This is a genomic window from Novosphingobium sp. GV079, from assembly GCF_003058045.1.
Lineage (GTDB): Bacteria > Pseudomonadota > Alphaproteobacteria > Sphingomonadales > Sphingomonadaceae > Novosphingobium > Novosphingobium capsulatum.
The window spans coordinates 25,272-42,797 of the sequence record NZ_QBUE01000022.1; the positions used below are offsets into that span (position 1 = coordinate 25,272).

The 17,526-nt window shown below is 67.5% G+C and carries 19 protein-coding genes; 10 read left to right on the forward strand and 9 right to left on the reverse strand.

Annotated features, from left to right (window positions below):
• Positions 1-113: 113 nt before the first annotated feature.
• From pgmG to C8K14_RS20220, 3 genes are read right to left on the reverse strand one after another with little or no spacing between them, the layout of a single operon-like run.
• The gene (pgmG, locus tag C8K14_RS20210; protein WP_107718728.1) at positions 114-1,517 is read right to left on the reverse strand and encodes a phosphoglucomutase/phosphomannomutase PgmG; all 1,404 of its coding nucleotides are present in this window, start codon (positions 1,515-1,517) and stop codon (positions 114-116) included.
• 42 nt (positions 1,518-1,559) lie between these two features.
• Positions 1,560-1,844, reverse strand: a complete 285-nt coding sequence (locus tag C8K14_RS20215) for a molecular chaperone DnaJ (RefSeq protein ID WP_107718730.1) — start codon at positions 1,842-1,844, stop codon at positions 1,560-1,562.
• Positions 1,841-2,668, reverse strand: coding sequence for a division plane positioning ATPase MipZ (locus C8K14_RS20220; RefSeq protein ID WP_062788184.1), 828 nt, complete (start codon positions 2,666-2,668; stop codon positions 1,841-1,843). Before C8K14_RS20220 ends, C8K14_RS20215 begins: the two co-directional genes overlap by 4 nt.
• Before the next feature lie 120 nt (positions 2,669-2,788).
• Between C8K14_RS20220 and panC the strand changes: the two genes are divergently transcribed.
• Genes panC through arsC form a run of 4 tightly spaced genes read left to right on the forward strand, consistent with a single transcriptional unit; the run spans position 2,789 to position 5,953 of the window.
• Positions 2,789-3,643, forward strand: coding sequence for a pantoate--beta-alanine ligase (panC, locus tag C8K14_RS20225; protein WP_107718732.1), 855 nt, complete (start codon positions 2,789-2,791; stop codon positions 3,641-3,643).
• Positions 3,643-5,043 carry a D-alanyl-D-alanine carboxypeptidase/D-alanyl-D-alanine-endopeptidase gene (dacB, locus tag C8K14_RS20230; RefSeq protein ID WP_107718734.1) on the forward strand — a complete coding sequence of 467 codons (1,401 nt, stop codon included), beginning with the start codon at positions 3,643-3,645 and terminating at the stop codon, positions 5,041-5,043. The genes panC and dacB overlap by 1 nt, the downstream gene beginning before the upstream one ends.
• A gap of 32 nt (positions 5,044-5,075) precedes the next feature.
• On the forward strand, positions 5,076-5,585 hold the full coding sequence (locus C8K14_RS20235) for a (2Fe-2S)-binding protein (RefSeq protein ID WP_028657721.1): 510 nt from the start codon (positions 5,076-5,078) through the stop codon (positions 5,583-5,585).
• 26 nt (positions 5,586-5,611) lie between these two features.
• The gene (arsC, locus tag C8K14_RS20240; RefSeq protein WP_107718736.1) at positions 5,612-5,953 is read left to right on the forward strand and encodes an arsenate reductase (glutaredoxin); all 342 of its coding nucleotides are present in this window, start codon (positions 5,612-5,614) and stop codon (positions 5,951-5,953) included.
• A gap of 114 nt (positions 5,954-6,067) precedes the next feature.
• Here arsC and C8K14_RS20245 read toward each other — a convergent pair whose 3' ends face one another.
• From C8K14_RS20245 to C8K14_RS20260, 4 genes are all read right to left on the reverse strand, one after another.
• Positions 6,068-6,508: a biopolymer transporter ExbD gene (locus tag C8K14_RS20245; RefSeq protein ID WP_028657722.1), complete on the reverse strand. Its 441-nt coding sequence runs from the start codon at positions 6,506-6,508 to the stop codon at positions 6,068-6,070.
• Between the two features lie 64 nt (positions 6,509-6,572).
• A complete protein-coding gene (locus C8K14_RS20250; protein ID WP_082209053.1) occupies positions 6,573-7,103 on the reverse strand; it encodes a biopolymer transporter ExbD in 531 nt (176 codons plus the stop codon).
• 130 nt (positions 7,104-7,233) lie between these two features.
• Entirely contained in the window at positions 7,234-7,995 is a 762-nt protein-coding gene (locus C8K14_RS20255; protein ID WP_022675739.1) for a MotA/TolQ/ExbB proton channel family protein, read from the reverse strand.
• A gap of 84 nt (positions 7,996-8,079) precedes the next feature.
• Positions 8,080-8,742 (reverse strand): energy transducer TonB, encoded by a 663-nt coding sequence (locus C8K14_RS20260; RefSeq protein WP_022675740.1) that lies wholly within the window; start codon positions 8,740-8,742, stop codon positions 8,080-8,082.
• A gap of 450 nt (positions 8,743-9,192) precedes the next feature.
• Between C8K14_RS20260 and C8K14_RS20265 the strand changes: the two genes are divergently transcribed.
• Positions 9,193-9,963, forward strand: a complete 771-nt coding sequence (locus C8K14_RS20265; protein WP_107718762.1) for a hypothetical protein — start codon at positions 9,193-9,195, stop codon at positions 9,961-9,963.
• An 80-nt stretch (positions 9,964-10,043) separates the two neighbouring features.
• Positions 10,044-11,366: a homoserine dehydrogenase gene (locus tag C8K14_RS20270; protein WP_107718738.1), complete on the forward strand. Its 1,323-nt coding sequence runs from the start codon at positions 10,044-10,046 to the stop codon at positions 11,364-11,366.
• A gap of 83 nt (positions 11,367-11,449) precedes the next feature.
• Here C8K14_RS20270 and C8K14_RS20275 read toward each other — a convergent pair whose 3' ends face one another.
• Together C8K14_RS20275 and C8K14_RS20285 are read right to left on the reverse strand one after the other, a co-directional pair.
• Positions 11,450-11,977, reverse strand: coding sequence for a hypothetical protein (locus C8K14_RS20275; RefSeq protein ID WP_158272951.1), 528 nt, complete (start codon positions 11,975-11,977; stop codon positions 11,450-11,452).
• Positions 11,978-12,271: 294 nt separating this feature from the next.
• On the reverse strand, positions 12,272-14,074 hold the full coding sequence (locus C8K14_RS20285; RefSeq protein WP_107718742.1) for a methyl-accepting chemotaxis protein: 1,803 nt from the start codon (positions 14,072-14,074) through the stop codon (positions 12,272-12,274).
• Positions 14,075-14,344: 270 nt separating this feature from the next.
• Between C8K14_RS20285 and C8K14_RS20290 the strand changes: the two genes are divergently transcribed.
• Genes C8K14_RS20290 through C8K14_RS20305 form a run of 4 tightly spaced genes read left to right on the forward strand, consistent with a single transcriptional unit; the run spans position 14,345 to position 17,489 of the window.
• Positions 14,345-14,986: a PepSY-associated TM helix domain-containing protein gene (locus C8K14_RS20290; protein ID WP_107718765.1), complete on the forward strand. Its 642-nt coding sequence runs from the start codon at positions 14,345-14,347 to the stop codon at positions 14,984-14,986.
• Between the two features lie 21 nt (positions 14,987-15,007).
• Complete coding sequence (locus C8K14_RS20295; protein WP_107718744.1) at positions 15,008-15,514, forward strand: DUF2271 domain-containing protein; 507 nt, start codon at positions 15,008-15,010, stop codon at positions 15,512-15,514.
• A 14-nt stretch (positions 15,515-15,528) separates the two neighbouring features.
• Entirely contained in the window at positions 15,529-16,509 is a 981-nt protein-coding gene (locus tag C8K14_RS20300; protein WP_107718746.1) for a DUF4198 domain-containing protein, read from the forward strand.
• A 23-nt stretch (positions 16,510-16,532) separates the two neighbouring features.
• On the forward strand, positions 16,533-17,489 hold the full coding sequence (locus tag C8K14_RS20305; RefSeq protein WP_369974071.1) for an FAD:protein FMN transferase: 957 nt from the start codon (positions 16,533-16,535) through the stop codon (positions 17,487-17,489).
• The last annotated feature ends 37 nt before the right edge of the window (positions 17,490-17,526 follow it).

The window sequence follows — 17,526 nt, forward strand, 5'->3', positions numbered from 1 at the left end:
CGGACGATCATGGCCGGGCGAGGGCGACGATGGCAAGACGATACCCGCTCCAATCACGTGCAGATCAATCTGGCTTGCACCTGCGATGCTTCAATAAACGGAACGGGTCCGTTTCAATGCGGCACTTGCGCGGTACGGGCCAGGCCCGACAGCGCCAGTTGCGTGTCGATCTGCTGCATCAGGCGAGCCAGCCCTGCCTCGCTCTCGCTTTCCGCCCGCGCCACCAGAACGGCCTGGGTATGCGAGGCGCGCAGCAGCCACCAGCCATCGGGCGTGGTCACGCGCACGCCATCGATCGCCACCATATCGGCGCCTTGCGCGTCAAGCCGTGCTTTCACCTCGTCCACCGCGGTAAACTTGCGCGCTTCATCCACGGCAAAGCGCAATTCGGGCGTGGCGATGGTATCGGGCATCGCGCCGCGCAGGTCGTTGATCGACTGGCCCAACCGCGCCGCAGCCGCGATCAGGCGGATCGCGGCATAGATGCCATCGTCAAAGCCATACCAGTCATCGGCCAAGAACACATGGCCGCTCATTTCGCCTGCCAGCAAGGCACCGCTTTCGCGCAGGCGGGTCTTCATGTGCGAGTGGCCCGATTTCCACATCTGCGACTGCCCGCCCAGCGCCCGTACCCGGTCGAACAGGGCCCGCCCGGTCTTGATATCACCCAGCACCAGCGCGCCGGGACGGCGGGCGAGCAGGTCTTGCGCCAGGATCATCACGATCTGGTCGGCCCAGATCACCCGGCCCAGCCCATCGACCGCGCCGATGCGATCGGCGTCGCCATCGAACGCCACGCCGAAATCGCAGCCGTCCCGCACAACTGCCTGGCGCAGATCGGCGAGGTTTTCCTCCACCGTGGGATCGGGATGATGGTTGGGAAAGGTGCCATCCACCTCCGTAAACAGCAGCCGGTGCTGCCCCGGCAGGCGGGCGACCAGGCGTTCCAGCACTGGCCCAGCGGCGCCATTGCCCGCGTCCCACGCCATGCTCAGCCCGGCCAGACTGGCGCGGTCGATCCCATCCAGCCCCTTGAGCAGGCGATCGACATAGGCATCGAGCACGGTGACGCTGCGCACCGTGCCGGTGCCGCTGTCCCAATCACCGACCTGCGCCTGGCGACCCAGATCCTGGATCGCCTCCCCGAAAAAAGGCTGGCCATCGCGCACCAGCTTGAAACCGTTGTGATGGGCGGGGTTGTGACTGCCGGTGATCTGGATGCCCGCAGCCACACCGGGCAGCGTCAGCGCCGCGAAATAGAGCATCGGCGTGGGGCCAAGGCCGATCCGCACCACATCGGCGCCGCTCGCGCTCAGGCCTTCGACCAGGGCATGCTCCAGGATCGGCGAACTGACGCGGCCATCCATGCCCACCACCACTGCGCCGCCGCCCGCGCGCACCACCTGCGTGCCAAAGCAGCGCCCGATGGCACGGGCATCGTCGGCGCCCAGGCTTTCGCCGAATACGCCGCGCACATCGTATTCGCGCAGGATCGTGGGATCAAAGCTGTGATTCATGGCCTGCCCTCCGGCCGTGTTGCAGCGCTGCCGTGCGCCGGCTCAGCGCCGATCGACCAGCCGGGCCAGCAGCAGGTCGCGCGCGGCGTTGGCTTCGTGCACCGCTTCGTTGCTGCCGCCGCGATCGGGGTGGACCATGGCCAGAAGGCGGCGATGCGCCTCGATGATCTGTTCGCGCCTCGCATCGTTCCCCACGCCCAGGAGATTGCGCGCCCGGGTTTCAGCGATCGAACGCGTGTCGCGCTGGCCCAGTTCCCATGGCCAGCGCTGGGTCAGCGCCTTGACCGCCACGCAGACCAGCGCCGCCAGCAACAGCAGCTTGGTCACGCGACGTCCACCATCGGGGTCGCCTGGCCAGAAGCGGTGCGGTGATTGGCCGGCGGCAGGTTGAGCCCGGCCACCAGGGTGCGCAATTCCTGGCGCGCTACGAGGTGGCTGGTGCCCAGTTCGCCCAGGTGCCCCTTGTCGAGCAGCGTGAGGCCGCTGGGAAACAGCTCGCGATAGATCACACGTTCCGACAGGCCATTGGAAATGCGGAAGCCCACGCGCTTGGACAGCTCGTTGAGTGCCTGGTCGATGCGCTTCTGGTTGCGCGCTTCCACATGCTGGGTGCGGTTGCGCACCACCACCCAGTCCATCTCGCGCCGGGCATCGCGGATCGTGGCCATGGCGCGCTTCTTGCGCGCTTCCCAGATCAGCTCGGCATAGAACGACAGGCGCCGCACGCGAAAGGTTTCGGCGTCGACCTGGCCGATCAGGTCAAAGTCGACGAAGCTGTCGTTGAGCGGGGTCACCAGGGTATCGGCGCTGGTGGCCACGTGGCGGGCCAGCGGGTCATCGCGGCCCGGCGTGTCGAAGATCAGGAAATCATGATCCTGCGAAAGATCGGCCACCACCGCGTCCAGCGCCTCGGGCGTGGTATCGTTGAACACCACGTGGGTGGCGTTGGGCAGCGGGATCTGACGGCGGCGCGCGGTCTCGTCGCGGTTCTGCAGATAGCGGTGGAGCGTTGCCTGGCGATTGTCGAGGTCGATCGCGGCAACCCGCGCCCCTTGATAGGCCAGGGCCACGGCCACGTGGACGGCGGTGGTCGATTTGCCGGTGCCGCCCTTTTCGTTGGCGAAAACGATGCGATGGGGACCTGTCGACACGCGGGCTCTCTCTCGATCTGGGGCGGTTAACCGAACGCTTGAACACCCGGTCCACCACGGCTAGGGGAAACCCCGCCGCGCGGCCGGTTGTTGCCCCGGCTTAAAGGAGAGGCACCCGGCGTGCAAACCATCTATCGCCTGGACGACCTGCGCGCGGCCGTCGCTGCATCCAAAACAGGGGAAAAAACCCTGGCCCTGGTGCCAACCATGGGCGCGCTGCACGAAGGGCACCTCACGCTGGTGCGCCGGGCGCGCGATCTGGCCGATGCCGTGGCGGTGTCAATCTTCGTCAATCCGCGCCAATTCGCCCCCGGCGAAGATTTCGATGCCTATCCCCGCCGGCTGGAAACCGATGCCGCGCTGCTGGAGGCCGAAGGGGTGGATATCCTCTGGGCCCCCACGCCCACCGAAGTCTATCCCCAGGGCTTTGCCACGACCGTTTCGGTGGCCGGCCTTGACGAGCCGCTGTGTGGCGCGGCGCGGCCCGGCCATTTCGATGGCGTGGCCACGGTGGTGTGCAAGCTGTTCAACCAGGTGCAGCCCGATTTCGCGCTGTTCGGGGAAAAGGACTGGCAGCAGCTGGCGATCATCCGCCGCATGGCGCGCGATCTTGACCTGGCCTTGCCGCGTGCCGACGCGATCATCGGCGTGCCCACCGTGCGCGAGGCCGATGGCCTGGCGCTGAGCAGCCGCAACCAGTACCTCACGCCCGCCGAACGCAGCGAGGCCGCCGCCCTGCCCCGCGCGATCGAGACTGCGATCACCAGCCTCCGTGCCGGGGGCGATGCCGATGCCGCCCTGGAAACCCTGCGCACCACGCTGCTGCGCAGCGGGTTTGCCCGTGTCGACTATGCCGAACTGCGCGACGCTGAAACGCTCGACCTGCTCGATGCGCTGGGCAGCCGCCCGGCCCGCGTGCTGGTGGCTGCACACCTGGGCAAGGCTCGCCTGATCGACAACTGGCCGGCCAACTGATGCGCGGCTGGCGCCCTGCCCTGGCCGTGGTGCTGCTGGGCTTGGCGCCGGTGGCCCATGGCCAGGCCGGCGATGACCTGGAGCCGATCCTGGCCGGGCTGCCCGCAGGGGCGCGCATCGGCCTGATCGCGATCGATGAAACCGGGGCGGTGGTCGCCGCGCGCAACGTCGATGCCCGCATGGTGCCAGCCTCTACCACCAAGCTGTTTACCACCGCGGCGGTCCTGGCGCTGCTGCCCGCCACCGATCAGCCCGATACCACCGGCGGTGCCAGCGTCTCGCTGGAGGGCCGCGCCGACCGGCCCGATGTGGTCCTGCGCGGGCATGGCGATGCGCGCCTGTCTTCTGCTCCTGATTGCGCGGTCGATTGCCTGGCCACCCTGGCCGATGCCGTGGCCGCGCACACCCATCAGGTCGGCGCGGTGATCGGCGATGATCGCGCCCTGGCGGACGAACGCTGGCCCTCGGGCATGAGCTGGGACAACATGGCCACGCCCTCGGGCACGGCGATTTCCGCGCTCGCGCTGGATGACAATATCGCGGTAGCCGCGATCGACGCGGCAGCCGCTGGCACAGCCGACAGCCCCGCCCGGATAACCCCGCCAGCGGGCCTCACCATCAGCGGCACCGTGCGCATCGGCACCGGCGATCAGCCTGCCCTCACCCGCCGCACCCTGCCGGGGTCAGACGCTTGGCGCATTGATGGCGTGGTTCCCGCCGGCAAGACCTGGCGCATACCCCTGGCCCTGGCCGATCCGGCGGCGCGGGCAGCATGGGTGCTGCGCGGGATGCTGGTGGCACGCGGCGTGACGGTGCGCGGCAGCACCCTGGCCCGCCATCGCGATGGCCCCGTGCCGGCCGAGCCGCCTGTGCTGGCGCGGCTGGTGCCCCCGCCCTTGCGCGAGGATGTGGCGCTGACTTTGCGGCAAAGCCAGAACCTCCATGCCGAACTGCTGCTGCGGCGCCTTGCCGCCCCTGGCACGGTGGCCGATGGCATCACCGCGCGCATGGCGGCGCTGCAAGCGGCCGGCCTGCCGCCGGGCAGTGTCAGCCTCTATGATGGCTCGGGCATGTCGACCTACAACCGCGTTACCCCGCGCGCACTGGCGCTGCTGCTGCGCTGGGGGCAGGCGCAGCCGTGGGGTTCAGACTGGATCGCGGGCTTTCCCGTCGCCGGGCAGACCGGCACGCTCAAGGCACGGCTCAAGGGCACTCCGCTGGAGGGCAAGCTACGCGCCAAGACCGGCACCTTGCTGGGCACGCAGGCCCTCGCCGGCTTCCTGCCGACCGCCGCTGGCCACACACTGACCTTTGCCGTGCTGGTCAACGATCTGCCCGATGGAACCAGCGCGACACCGGTGGTCGATGCCTTGCTGCTGGCCCTTGCCGCGCAGCATTGAGCCTGGCCGCGCCGGCACTATAACCGGGTGCCATGGCCAGCCTTACTATCAATGCCCAGCCACTCGACATTCGCCTGCCCGACGACACGCCGCTGTTGTGGGCGCTGCGTGATGCCGCCAATCTCACCGGCACGAAATACGGCTGTGGCACCGGGGAATGTGGCGCCTGCACGGTCATGGTCGATGGTCAGGCAATGCCCAGTTGCACATTGTCGCTGGGCGAGGCCGAGGGCCGCAGCGTGACCACGATCGAAGGGCTCTCACCCGATCGCAATCACCCGGTGCAGCAGGCCTTTGCCGCCGAACAGGCGATCCAGTGCGGTTTCTGCACACCCGGCCTGGTCATGGCCGCCGCCGCCCTGCTGGCGCACAATGCCGATCCGGCCGAGGCCGACATTGCCGCCGCGCTGCCCCATGTCTGCCGCTGCGGCGTACAGCCCCGCCTGGTCCGCGCGGTGCAGCGCGCCGGGCGCATCCTGCGCGGTCAGGAACCCCCGATCCGCCTGCCGGCGCCGCGCACGGCGACCACCGGCGGCTACTGACCCTTCCCGTTTCAAGGAGAACGACCATGCGTGCCACGATCTGGCACAATCCCGCCTGCGGCACTTCCCGCAATACGCTGGCCCTGCTTCACGAGGCTGGCGCGCAGGTGACGGTGATCGAATATCTCAAGACCCCGCCGAGCGCGGACAAGCTGACGCAGCTCTATCGCGATGCCGGCGTCACCCCGCAACAGGGCCTGCGCCTCAAGGGCACCGATGCGGCCGAGCGCGGCCTGCCGCAGGCCGATGACGCCACCGTGCTGGCCGCCATGGTGGCAGAGCCCAAGCTGATCGAGCGCCCGCTGGTGGAAACCGACAAGGGCGTGCGCCTGTGCCGGCCCAAGGAGAAAGTGTTCGAAATCCTCTGACCGGCGAAACAAGGTCGCCGTGCCTGGGGCGCAGGCAAAGAAAAAGGGGCGGATCACTCCGCCCCTTGATCGGGTTTCCGGCGTGGCAGCCGGAGGAAACGGGCCGGTTAGGGCTTACTGCGCCGCCTTGCCGAAGGTGGCGTAGTTTTCGTTCCCGACGAAGCCGAACTTGGTCACCTTAGATTCGGTGATGTCCTTCAGCAGCCGGTTGGCCGTTTCATAGCTGGCATAGGCTTCCGGCTGGAACTGCAGTTCCGGTTCCGGATTCATCGCCTTGGTCGCCTGCAGCAGCGAGATCAGGTTGCCTTCGGTAATGGTCGAGCCATTCCAGAGGATCTGACCGGTCTGAGTCAGGATCAGCTTGTTCTTCACCGGGTCAACGTGAGGCATGTTCGTAGGCGGGGTCGCCTGCGGCAGGTTCACGTTGACCGAGTGCGTGGCCACGGGGATGGTAATGATGAACATGATGAGGAGCACGAGCATGACGTCGATCAACGGCGTCGTGTTCATTTCCATCATCGGCGCGCCATCGTCCTTGCCGCCGCTCATTGCCATGGGTTTTACTCCTGTTCGCCGTGCGTGCCCCGAAGGACACGCCCCGGACGGTGTCCGTCAGGCGTTAGCCGTTGGGATCGACCGGGGTGGAGATGAAGCCGACCTTGGGATAGCCCGCAGCCTGCACGTTGTAGATCGCACCGGCGACACACTTCCACGGAACATTGACGTCGCCACGGATGTGCACTTCGGGGATCTTTTCCGGGTCCATGTTGGCCGCGCCGCCTTCACGCTTCACGATCGCGTCGAGACGATCGAAAGCCTGCTTGTACAGCTCGGTGTTGTCCACCGGAGTCACGTTGTTGAAATAGACGCGGCATTCGCCGTTGCGAGAAGAGCCCTGATAGCCCGGTTCGCGCGGGCTACGGCCATTCGCGTCGGTCGCCACAACAGCGAGAAGCAGGTTTTCCACCTTGTCCTGGGTTTCTTCCGAGGCAAGGACGGGAACCTTGAGCTTTTCGATGGTCTGGATCGCGACCGGCACCGCGATGAGGAAGATGATCAGCAGCACCAGCATCACGTCCACGAGCGGCGTGGTGTTGATGTCCGACATCGGGCGTTCTTCTCCGCCAGCGCCGCCTACAGACATTGCCATTGGTTACATCCTATCCGATTGAAGCCGCGGGAGGGGCCAGGGTGTGGGCTTGAAAGGGCCGCCCTGGCCATGACCCGCGTTCTGCGGACAAGGCCGGCGACAGGATTGCTGCCGGCCTTGGGGTGACAGCTTACTTCTTGACCGGAGCAGCAACCGGGGCAGCCGGCTTGGCGGCCGGAGCCGGACCAACGGCGGGCTTCACGGCGCCCTTCGAGGTGATGTTGGCAAGAACGTCGGTCGAGAAGCCCTGGAGCAGCTCGGCGATCTTCTTGTTGCGCGACTGCAGCCAGTTGTAGGCAAGCACGGCCGGCACGGCGACGAGCAGACCCAGCGCGGTCATGATCAGAGCTTCACCGACCGGACCCGCGACCTTGTCGATCGAGGCCGAACCGGCGAGGCCGATGGCGATCAGAGCGCGGTAGATGCCGACCACGGTACCGAACAGACCGATGAACGGCGCGGTGGCGCCCACGGTGGCGAGGAAGGGCAGGCCGCCAGCGAGGCGAGCGTTGATCGAAGCTTCCGAGCGAGCGAGCGAACCGTGCAGCCAGTCATGGGCTTCCAGGGAGTCGGTCATCTTGGCGTGCTGGTCTTCAGCGGCGATGCCGTCGTCGACGAGCTGGCGCCATGCGCTGTTCTTGTCCAGCTTGGCAGCGCCTTCGCGCAGGGTGGGGGCGCGCCAGAAGTTGGCGAGCGCCTTGTACTGGCCAAGGATCTTCGCCTGTTCGAAGTACTTGGTGAACAGGATGAAGAACGAGCCGAACGACATGATGCCCAGGATGGTCACCGTGGCGTACGAAATGAAACCGCCAGCCTGCAGGGCTTCAACGAAGCCGAACTTGTTCTGCGGCGCGGCATTGGCCGCAGCAGCGGCAAGCGTCTGGATAAACATTCGGGTCTTCCTCTCAAGAATTCGATAGCAAGTGCAAAAGGCTGCGCATGGACGATGGCATATCCGAAGGGGTGATGGAGATCATCAATCCTTCGGAATCTGCCAACGCACCGAACTGCTGTACGTGCTGCCGACCGGCTGGCCGTTCTGGGTGCCGGGCTTGAAGCGCGCACGGCGCATCAGGTTCTGGCACGTTGCAGCGTCCAACTCTTGGTTGCCCGAAGAGCGCGTAACCGAGCAGTTGGTTGGCCGGCCGCTGGCGTCATATTCCAGACGGAAGCCGGTCGTCCCTTCGGCGCCTTCACGCAGTGCGCGCGAGGGGTAGTCGTTCGACGTCACCCAGTCACCCGGGTTGCCACGCGGCGTGCCGGGAACCGGCGGCGGCGGCGGCGGCGGGGCCGGGGGAGCCGGCGGAGCCGGAGGCAGCACGACCGGAGTCGGCGGCGGTGCGACCGGCGGCGGCGTCGTCACAGCCTGAATCGGCGGAGGAGCCAGATTCAGGTTGATCGGCGGCGGCGGCGCAACGATCGGTGGCGGCGGTTGATCAGGCTGCTTCGGGGGCGGCGGTGGCGGCTCCTTCGGCTTTTCCTCTTCGATCTTGACCGCGGTGGTCACGTCCTTGATCTTCTTGAACGCCGAGTAGGCAAGGCCGGTGACCAGCGCATACCCCACGACGACATGAAGAACAGCAACGATGATGAGCGCGGTGATCTTGTTACCGCTCATCTGTTGGTCAGCGTATGCCATTCAGCTCCATTACTCCTGAACGTCCTAGCCAAGCCCGACACATCGCCCACAGGACAACGCCAATCGCGCCCGAAAAGGACCGACGCCCGGAATCACCGTTCCGGCCGACGAGACAATCCAGCGATTTCATTCCACCCTGCCGAACAACCCGGACCGCCGACATCGGACGCAGAGGGCCCGGCGGCGGCATGGTTCGGACTTGGTTTTTTGTTTGCCCGAACGATCGGGAGCTTTAACGCCGAACCTATAAGGGCGCAAATGCTTTATCGGTTAAGCCATGATTCAGCGATGCGTCCCGCAATCGCAAGGAAATCTTAGCAATTTTGCGGCGCTGCGCCGCACGGAAGGAGGAATATGCCCAAATCCGCGCATCCGATGCGAAATTTTGTCGCTGGCATGCTGGTGTTTGCAAGCATTTCGGCGCCCCTGCACGCACAATCGGCGCCGCCCATGATTCGCACTCTTGACGCTCCGGCGCTGACCTACGCCGATCTTGTCGACCTTGCCCTGCCCGCGCACATCGTGGCCAAGGCAGAAATCACCGCGGTTTCCAAGATCAATCCGGCGCTGTCTGCCGATGTCGCGCCGGGCAAGGTGCGCCTCTATATAGAGGCGCGCACCACCGCCCTGCTGGTCGGCCCCGACATTGCCGATACGCTCAGCTTCCTGGCCGACGTGCCGCTCGATGCGCGGGGCAAGGTGCCCAAGCTGCGCAAGATGCCGGTGCTGCTGCTAGCCGATCCGGTCAACGGCCGTCCGGGCGAGCTCAAGCTGGTGTCGCCCGATGCGATGCTGCCCTGGACGCCCGAGTTGGAAGCGCGGCTGCGCCCGATCCTGACCGAACTGGTCAACCACGGCCAGCCGCCGGTGATCACCGGGGTGCGCGAGACCATGCACGTGCCCGGCAACCTGACCGGCGAGGGCGAAACACAGGTGTTCCTCTCCACCCCCGATGGCAAGCCTGCCTCGCTCTCGATCCTGCGCCGCCCCGGCGAACGAACCACCTGGGGCGTGAGCTTCTCCGAGATTGTCGACCAATCGGCCAAGCCGCCCCAGCCCGAAACCCTGGCATGGTATCGCCTGGCCTGCGCCCTGCCGCCCGAGCTGCCGCCCCGCAGCGTGATCAGCGGCACGGCCGACGATCGCCAGATCGCCAGCGAGGACTATGCCCAGGTGATCCGCGAGCTGGGCCCCTGCACGCGCAATCGCCCGCCGCACTGAGAACTGCGCACTGATGCTGGCCTTTTGGCCGGTGCTGAACTAGGGCACCGGCCAGAGAACAAGACGAGAGTGGGAAGACCATGAGCGAACCCTTGCGCATCGCGCTCGCCGGCCTGGGCACCGTTGGCGGTGGCGTGATCCGGCTGATCGAAACCAATGCCGACCTCATCGCCCGCCGGGCCGAGCGGCGGATCGAGATCGTGGCCGTGGCCGCCCGCGATCGCAGCAAGGACCGCGGCGTGGACCTGTCCCGCTATGCCTGGGAAGACGACATGACCGCGATGGCCGCCCGGCCCGACGTGGACGTGGTGGTCGAACTCGTCGGCGGGTCTGACGGCCCGGCGCTGACCCTGGCGCGCAATACCCTGGCCGCCGGCAAGGATCTGGTCACCGCCAACAAGGCAATGATCGCCCACCATGGCCTGGAACTGGCCGCGCTGGCCGAAAAGGCAGATGCCGCGCTCAAGTTCGAGGCGGCCGTGGCCGGCGGCATCCCGGTGATCAAGAGCCTCAAGGAAGGCATGGCCGCCAACGAGATCAAGCGCGTCTATGGCATCCTCAACGGCACCTGCAACTATATCCTCTCCACCATGGAGGATACCGGCCGCGACTTTGCCGACGTGCTCGCCGAAGCGCAGGCCAAGGGCTATGCCGAAGCCGATCCCACGTTCGACATCGACGGCATCGATGCCGCGCACAAGCTGGCGATCCTGTCGAGCGTGGCGTTCGGCACGCGGATGGATTTCAAGAGCGTGACGACGCGCGGCATCCGCCGCCTGCTTGCCGCCGATATCGCCCAGGCCGATGTGCTGGGCTATTACATCCGCCTGATCGGCATGGCCGATACCGAAGTGGACGCCAGCGGCCAGCGCCGTCTGGTGCAGCGCGTGCAGCCGCATCTGGTGCACCGTGACCACCCGCTGGCCCATGTCGATGGCGCCACCAACGCCGTGGTGGCCGAAGGCAACTTTGTCGGTCGCCTGCTGTTCCAGGGTGCCGGGGCCGGCGACGGCCCGACCGCCAGCGCCGTGGTTGCCGACCTGATCGACATTGCGCGTGGCGATATCGGCACGCCGTTCTCCATCCCCGTGGCCGAACTGGGCGAGGCCCCGCCGGCCGAAACCGGCGATCGCATCGGCAGCGCCTATATCCGCTTCAACGTGGCAGACCGTCCCGGCGCCCTGGCCGAGATTACCGCCGCGATGCGTGACGCCGGGGTTTCGATCGAAAGCCTGATCCAGAAGGGCACCCCAGGCCTCGCTGCCGGCGATGCCGATACCGTGCTGGTGCATATGGTGACGCACGATGGCCCGGAAAGCGCGATCGGCCGGGCCATGGCCCTGCTGTGCGATTCCCCCTGCCTGACCGAACCGCCGGTGGTCCTGCCGATCCTCGACGAGTAGGGCCCGCAAGCCGCCGACAAACTGAAAAGGGCCCGGAAAGCATCGCTTTCCAGGCCCTTTTCATATCCAGCGACCAGCCTTGCTCAGGGTGCGCGGATCTCGCCCTTGGCGATGCGATCGGCATCCGATCCGGGCGGCGGCGGCGGCAGCGCGGTGATATCGAAGTAATACATCGGCGGCGGCACGCTGCCAAAGCCGACGCAGGCGCCATTGCCCTTGCACGGCGCCATGCCAAATACATTGGGCGCGCGAGGCAGGCCATCGTTGGTCGATTGCGCGGTATCGGTCTGGTCGCGCAGCGGCAGGCGCTCCTTCTCCCGCGCTTCGGCGCCGCCGCAGACCACGATCGCGCCATCGGCGCTGCGGCCGGGCCGGCAACGGGTGGCCTGGCTGCCGGTGATCAGCCGCTGAGCAAGATTGCCATCGGCATTGCTCAAGGTTGGTAGCCCCGGCCCGGCAACCTGCGGCACGGCCACCGTGGGAGCGGCAGTGGCATCGGCCGACGGCGTGGCCTGACTGGTCTGGGCCTGGCTATCCTGAGTCTGGGGCTCTGCCTGGGCCAGGGCCGGGGCCGGCGCCAGGGCCAGGCCGCAGGCCAGAGCCAAGGCCATGATCGGGGCGGGAATGTGAAAACGGACCGGAAAGGGCACTCTCGACAACACGGCTTTCTCCCGTCCAGGGGCGGCCCCGAAACATGTGCCGGACATAGCCAGCACGCGAATGCTGGTGTCTGCCGTGTCCTCGTGCGCGCGATGACGCGTGTCACCGCTGCTGCGGCGATCGGTGCGTTACGCCTGACCGGCCGCAGCGACAAAAACATTGCCGGCGCTATAGCTGTAGAGGCCATGTGCCCGGCCTTCAACGAACTTTATACAGAGCACTCCCAAGGCATCGGCGGATGCAGGCTACCCCGCGGCCAGTGCCAGGCGCGGACCCGGCTGGGCATCCTCGCGCATCGAGGCGCGGCGCAGGTCTTGGGGCCTGGCCACATGAGCCGGGCGATTGGCCACGTCGCGGGTGCGGAAGGTGGATACCAGCCGGGCCAGCGCTTCGGCCTCTTCGGCCAGGCTGCGGGTGGCGGCCGATGACTGTTCGACCATGGCCGCGTTCTGCTGGGTCATGCGGTCCATGTCGCTGACCGCGCAGTTTACGTCGCGCAGCTTGTCGGCCTGGTCGATCGCGGCTTGCGCAATGCCCGAAACCAGGCCGCCGATCTCTTCCACCCGCGTGACGATGCCGCCCAGCCGCGCGCCGGTCTCGCCCACCAGCGTCACGCCGTGGCTCACCTGCTCGGTGCTTTCGCTGATCAGGGCCTTGATATCGCGGGCTGCATCGGCAGAGCGCTGCGCCAGCGCGCGCACTTCGGAGGCAACCACGGCAAAGCCCTTGCCAGCGTCTCCGGCGCGGGCTGCCTCCACCCCCGCGTTGAGCGCGAGCAGGTTGGTCTGAAAGGCGATGCCGTCGATCACGCTGATGATCTGGCCGATCCGCGCCGACGATGCCTCGATCGCCGCCATCGCCGCCACCGCGCGGGTGACTACGTCGCCACCGGCAGCCGCCTCGTCCTGGGCAGCGCCGATCGCGCTCTGCACGCTGGCGGCGCGCTGCGCGGTTTCGCCAACGCTGCGGGTCACGCTGTCGAGCGAGCCTGCCGTCGTGGCCAGGCTGGCCGCCTGTTCCTCGTTGCGCTGGGCCAGGTCTTCGGATGCGGCGCGGATTTCGGCGATGGCGCGGGCCACGCGGTTGGCCCCCACGCGCACGCCGCGCAGCGCCTCGGCCATGGCGGCGATTGCAGTGTTATAGTTGGTGCGCAGCGCCTCGAAGCCGGGCGGGAACGTTACATCGATCCGCTGCTCCAGATCCTTGCCGGCAATCACGTCCAGCCCATGGGCCAGGGCATCGACCACTCGGCCCTGCGCCGCCCGATCGGCCTCGCGCGTTTGGGCCGCGGCGCGGAACACGTCCATCGCCCGCACGATCTGCCCGATCTCGTCCACCCGCTCGGCGCCTGCCAGCGGGCGATCCAGCGCGCCCTGCGCCATATCTACAATGCCATCGGCGGTATCGACCAGCGGAGCGATCACCCGCTGGCGCAGCAGGTGCCCCACATATACGACCAATACCAGCACCAGCGCGGCAAGCAGGCCGGTGCCGACCAGCGAGACCGTGACCTGGCGATAGCCGCTTTCGAGCAGACGGGCGCGGTTGGTGTTGGACAGCGTGACCAGCGCATCGACGCGCTGGTGCTGCAAGGCGTAGGCCTGGCGCAGCGGCCCGGCGTGGATTGCCCGCATCGCCGCCAGATCGCCCCGCCGTGCCGCGGGCAGGAACTGCTCGTCCACGGTCTTCCAGAACGCCACTTCGGCATCGAGCACGGCCTGCACCGGCGCGCGCATTGCATCGGGCACGGGCGCGGCCTGCCAATAGGCCTGGCGCTCCTTGAACTGGGCTTCCTCCTCGGCCAGGGCCTTCATCTCGGCATTGGCGCGGGCGGGATCGTCGAGCATCAGCGTGGTATGCAGATAGGGTTCCACCACAAAGCACGGTGGCGGCAGGATATCGGCCAGGAGTTCGTCCTGCAGCAGGCTTTCGTGATGCATCGGGCCGCCAAAGCGGATCTGCGCGACCACGAACGCCGCCAGGGTGATGGCGACCACGATCAGGCCGATGACCAGCCGCGTTGCTTGCCGCGTGCGCACGCTCAGCATCGAAGAACACTCCATGGGCGGATTTCGCGCTTTTCCTAGCGTGGCGATGATTAATCCCGCGCGGTAGACGGGTTCCGGGGAATTGCGGAGCAGGGCAAACCCGTAACAGCCGTGATACAACCACAAACTTGCAAATGACTCGCATTAGGTTAAGAGCAGTACCAACTCCAGCCCGCCAGCGACGGACCCGCCTTGACCACGCTTGACCAGATCGACCGCCCGCGCCCGCCTGCTGCCCCGCCCCACGCGGCGCCGCGCCCTGATGCGGCCCTGGCGCCAGACCGCAACCAGGCGAAGAAAGCGCGCAAGGCCAGGCAGTTCTGGCTCAAGCAACTGCACACCTGGCACTGGATCAGCGCGGCGGTGGCGCTGGTTGGCATGATGCTGTTCGCCATCACCGGCATTACGCTCAACCATGCCGCGCAGATCAATGCCGAGCCGGTGGTGGTCGATCGCAACGCCGCCCTGCCCGCCCCGCTGCTGGCACAGATCGCAGCCGCGCCAGCGGCCAGCGATGCGCCGCTGCCCGCGCCTGTGGCCCAGGCGGTGGCGCGCGCCGTGGGCATCGATCCCCAGGGGCGCGCGGGCGAATGGTCTGACGATGAAGTCTATGTTGCCATGCCGGGCCCCGGCACCGACCGCTGGGTCAGCGTCAACCGCCACAGCGGCGCGATCACTTCGGAAAAGACCGATCGCGGCTGGATTTCCTGGGCCAACGATCTGCACAAGGGCCGCAACACTGGCACGGTGTGGTTCTGGTTCATCGATGTTTTCGCGTTGGCCTGCGTGGTCTTCACGCTGACCGGGCTGATCCTGTTGCAGCTGCACGCCCGCCATCGCCCCGCCACCTGGCCGCTGGTGGCGCTGGGGCTGGTGATCCCCGCGGGTATCGCCCTGTTCTTCATCCACTGACCGCAAGGGAAACCCCTGTCGATGCGCAAGTCCCTTCCGCTTGTTGCTGGCGTGCTCGCCGCGCCGCACTTGGCTCTGGCCGCCCCCGCCGCGCCCGCCGGCGTGATCACTGTCACCGTCCCGCGCCTGTCGGTGGCCGAATACCACCGGCCCTATGTGGCCGGATGGATCGAGCCGGCCGGTGGCGGCCAGGCCCGCACGCTGTGGGTGTGGTACGATATCAAGAAGGTGGGGCGCGAACCGGGCACCAAGTGGCTGGGTGACCTGCGCAGCTGGTGGCGCAAGGGCGGCCGTTCGCTGGGCCTGCCAGCCGATGGCCTTTCCGGCCAGACCCGCGCGCCGGGCGCCTATCGCATCCCGCTGCCCGCCGGGCTCCGGCCCGGGGCCTATACCCTGTTCGTGGAAGCGGCGCGCGAAACCGGCGGCCGCGAACTGGTGCAGGTGCCGTTCTCGGTGCCAGCCAAGCCCGCTCCGGCTGGCGCCAGCGGCCGGGCCGAACTGGGCCAAGTGACAGTTTCCCTGCGTTGAGAGGACCGACCCCGATGAACCGCAAGTCTCTGGCACTCGCCGCGCCGCTCATGGCGCTGGCGCTTGGCGCGCCCGCCCAGGCGCATCGCATGTGGCTGCTACCCTCGATCACCGTGCTGGCCGATACCAACCAATCGGTCACTGTCGATGCGGCCATTTCCAACGACCTGTTCTATCCCGATCACTTCCCGCTGGGGGTTGACCAGGTGAAGGTCTGGGCGCCCGACGGCACGCCGGGCAAGATCGAAAACGCCGCGCGGCTGCGCACGCGATCGGTGTTCGACGTGGCCATCGACAAGCCCGGCACCTGGAAGATCGGCACGGAAATGGCCAATCTTTCTGGCACGTTCAAGGTGAATGGCGAGCTGTGGGGGCTGGGCATGCGCCGCCCAGGCGGTCCCGGCGGCACGGGCGGCACGGGCGGCCCAGGCGGCCAAGCGGGAATGGGTGCGCCGCCGCGCGGCATGATGCCGGGGGGCCCGGCTGGTCCCGGTGGCCCCGGCGGACCGGGTGGTGGCGAAGGCGGCCCCCGCCCGCAGATCGCACCCGATCACATGGTGGCCAGCCTGGCGGATATTCCCGTCGATGCCACCGAGGTAAACCTGACCGAAACGCTCAACCGCAACTTCGTGTTCGTCACCGCCGGCACCCCCACGACGCAGGCCTTTGCCCCCAGCGGCAAGGGGCTGGAAATGGTGCCCATCACCCATCCCGATGAACTGGTGAGCGACGAGCCGGGCAAGTTCCGCTTCCTGATCGATGGGCAGCCGGCGGCCAAGCTCAAGGTGACGGTGATCCCTGGCGCCAAACGCTATCGCGATATCGAGGGCGCGCAGGAACTGACCACTGCCGCCGATGGCACGGTCACGGTGAAATGGCCGGTGCCCGGGTTCTATTGGCTGAACGCCAGCCTGACGGACGATCACCCGGCCAACCCGCGCGCCGCCCATCGCCGCACCAGCTATACCACCACGCTGGAAGTCGTGGCGCCCTGACCCTGCCCGACCAGGCAAACCGGATGTTGCGCCTTGCCGTGCCCACCGCGATCGACCCGGACAGCCTTGCCGGGTTCGATCCGGCGGCGCCGATCGTCATCCTGTCGGGCCTGACCATGGGCACGCGCTGGCAGGTGCGCCTGGCCCATCCGGCTGGCAGCGCGGACCGCGCCGCGTTGCATGCCCTCATCCAGGCGCGGCTCGACCGGATGGAGCGGGCGCTCAGCCACTGGCAGCCCGGCAGCCTGCTGATGCGCTTCAACCGCGCGGCACCGGGAACCTGGCTGCATGTGGATGAAGACCTCGCCGGCGTGCTGCACCATGCTTTGGCCGTGGCGCGGGCGAGCCATGGCGCGTTCGATCCCGCCATCGGCCGCCTGACCGACGCCTGGAGCCTCGGCTCCCGCCGCCACTCCGCCCCGCCCGACAGCGCCACACTGGCCGCCGCCAGCACGGCTTCAGGCTGGCAGCGCCTGATCTTGGAACACGCCTGGTTGCGCCAGCCCGGCGGCCTGTGGCTCGATCTGTCGGGCGTGGCCAAGGGATATGCGGCCGATGCCGTGGCCGATCTGCTGGCCGCGCAGGGCCTGCGCCACGCCCTGGTCGAGGTGGGCGGCGAATGCACCGGGCGCGGGCTACGTCCCGATGGCGATCCGTGGTGGGTAGACGTGGAAAGCCCGCCCGGCGCCAACCTGGCGCCGCTGCGCGTGGCGCTGCACCAGTTGAACACGGCGACCTCGGGCAGCTATCTGGGCCTGCACACCATCGACCCTGCCACGGGCCAGCCTGGCCGGGGCCATGGGGCGGCAACCGTGCTGCACCGCCATGGCGCAATGGCCGATGCCTGGGCCAGCGCGCTGATCGTGATGGCGCCAGCCCAGGCCCACGCTGTGGCCGTGCGCGAAAATCTCGCCACGCGGTTGGTCGATCCGTCGGGTGGCGAGTGGCTTAGCCCGGCATTGGCAGCGATGATGGAATAATCATGCTAACACTGCTAGCATGATAGCCACAAGAAAG

What these genes read in the sequence shown, in the direction of transcription:
- pgmG (WP_107718728.1), bottom strand. Translation starts at nt 1,517, where the DNA reads ATGAATCACAGCTTTGATCCCACGATCCTGCGCGAATACGATGTGCGC.
- dacB (WP_107718734.1), top strand. Translation starts at nt 3,643, where the DNA reads ATGCGCGGCTGGCGCCCTGCCCTGGCCGTGGTGCTGCTGGGCTTGGCG.
- C8K14_RS20235 (WP_028657721.1), top strand. Translation starts at nt 5,076, where the DNA reads ATGGCCAGCCTTACTATCAATGCCCAGCCACTCGACATTCGCCTGCCC.
- arsC (WP_107718736.1), top strand. Translation starts at nt 5,612, where the DNA reads ATGCGTGCCACGATCTGGCACAATCCCGCCTGCGGCACTTCCCGCAAT.
- C8K14_RS20245 (WP_028657722.1), bottom strand. Translation starts at nt 6,508, where the DNA reads ATGGCAATGAGCGGCGGCAAGGACGATGGCGCGCCGATGATGGAAATG.
- C8K14_RS20250 (WP_082209053.1), bottom strand. Translation starts at nt 7,103, where the DNA reads ATGGCAATGTCTGTAGGCGGCGCTGGCGGAGAAGAACGCCCGATGTCG.
- C8K14_RS20255 (WP_022675739.1), bottom strand. Translation starts at nt 7,995, where the DNA reads ATGTTTATCCAGACGCTTGCCGCTGCTGCGGCCAATGCCGCGCCGCAG.
- C8K14_RS20260 (WP_022675740.1), bottom strand. Translation starts at nt 8,742, where the DNA reads ATGGCATACGCTGACCAACAGATGAGCGGTAACAAGATCACCGCGCTC.
- C8K14_RS20265 (WP_107718762.1), top strand. Translation starts at nt 9,193, where the DNA reads ATGATTCGCACTCTTGACGCTCCGGCGCTGACCTACGCCGATCTTGTC.
- C8K14_RS20270 (WP_107718738.1), top strand. Translation starts at nt 10,044, where the DNA reads ATGAGCGAACCCTTGCGCATCGCGCTCGCCGGCCTGGGCACCGTTGGC.
- C8K14_RS20275 (WP_158272951.1), bottom strand. Translation starts at nt 11,977, where the DNA reads ATGGCCTTGGCTCTGGCCTGCGGCCTGGCCCTGGCGCCGGCCCCGGCC.
- C8K14_RS20285 (WP_107718742.1), bottom strand. Translation starts at nt 14,074, where the DNA reads ATGCTGAGCGTGCGCACGCGGCAAGCAACGCGGCTGGTCATCGGCCTG.
- C8K14_RS20295 (WP_107718744.1), top strand. Translation starts at nt 15,008, where the DNA reads ATGCGCAAGTCCCTTCCGCTTGTTGCTGGCGTGCTCGCCGCGCCGCAC.
- C8K14_RS20300 (WP_107718746.1), top strand. Translation starts at nt 15,529, where the DNA reads ATGAACCGCAAGTCTCTGGCACTCGCCGCGCCGCTCATGGCGCTGGCG.
- C8K14_RS20305 (WP_369974071.1), top strand. Translation starts at nt 16,533, where the DNA reads ATGTTGCGCCTTGCCGTGCCCACCGCGATCGACCCGGACAGCCTTGCC.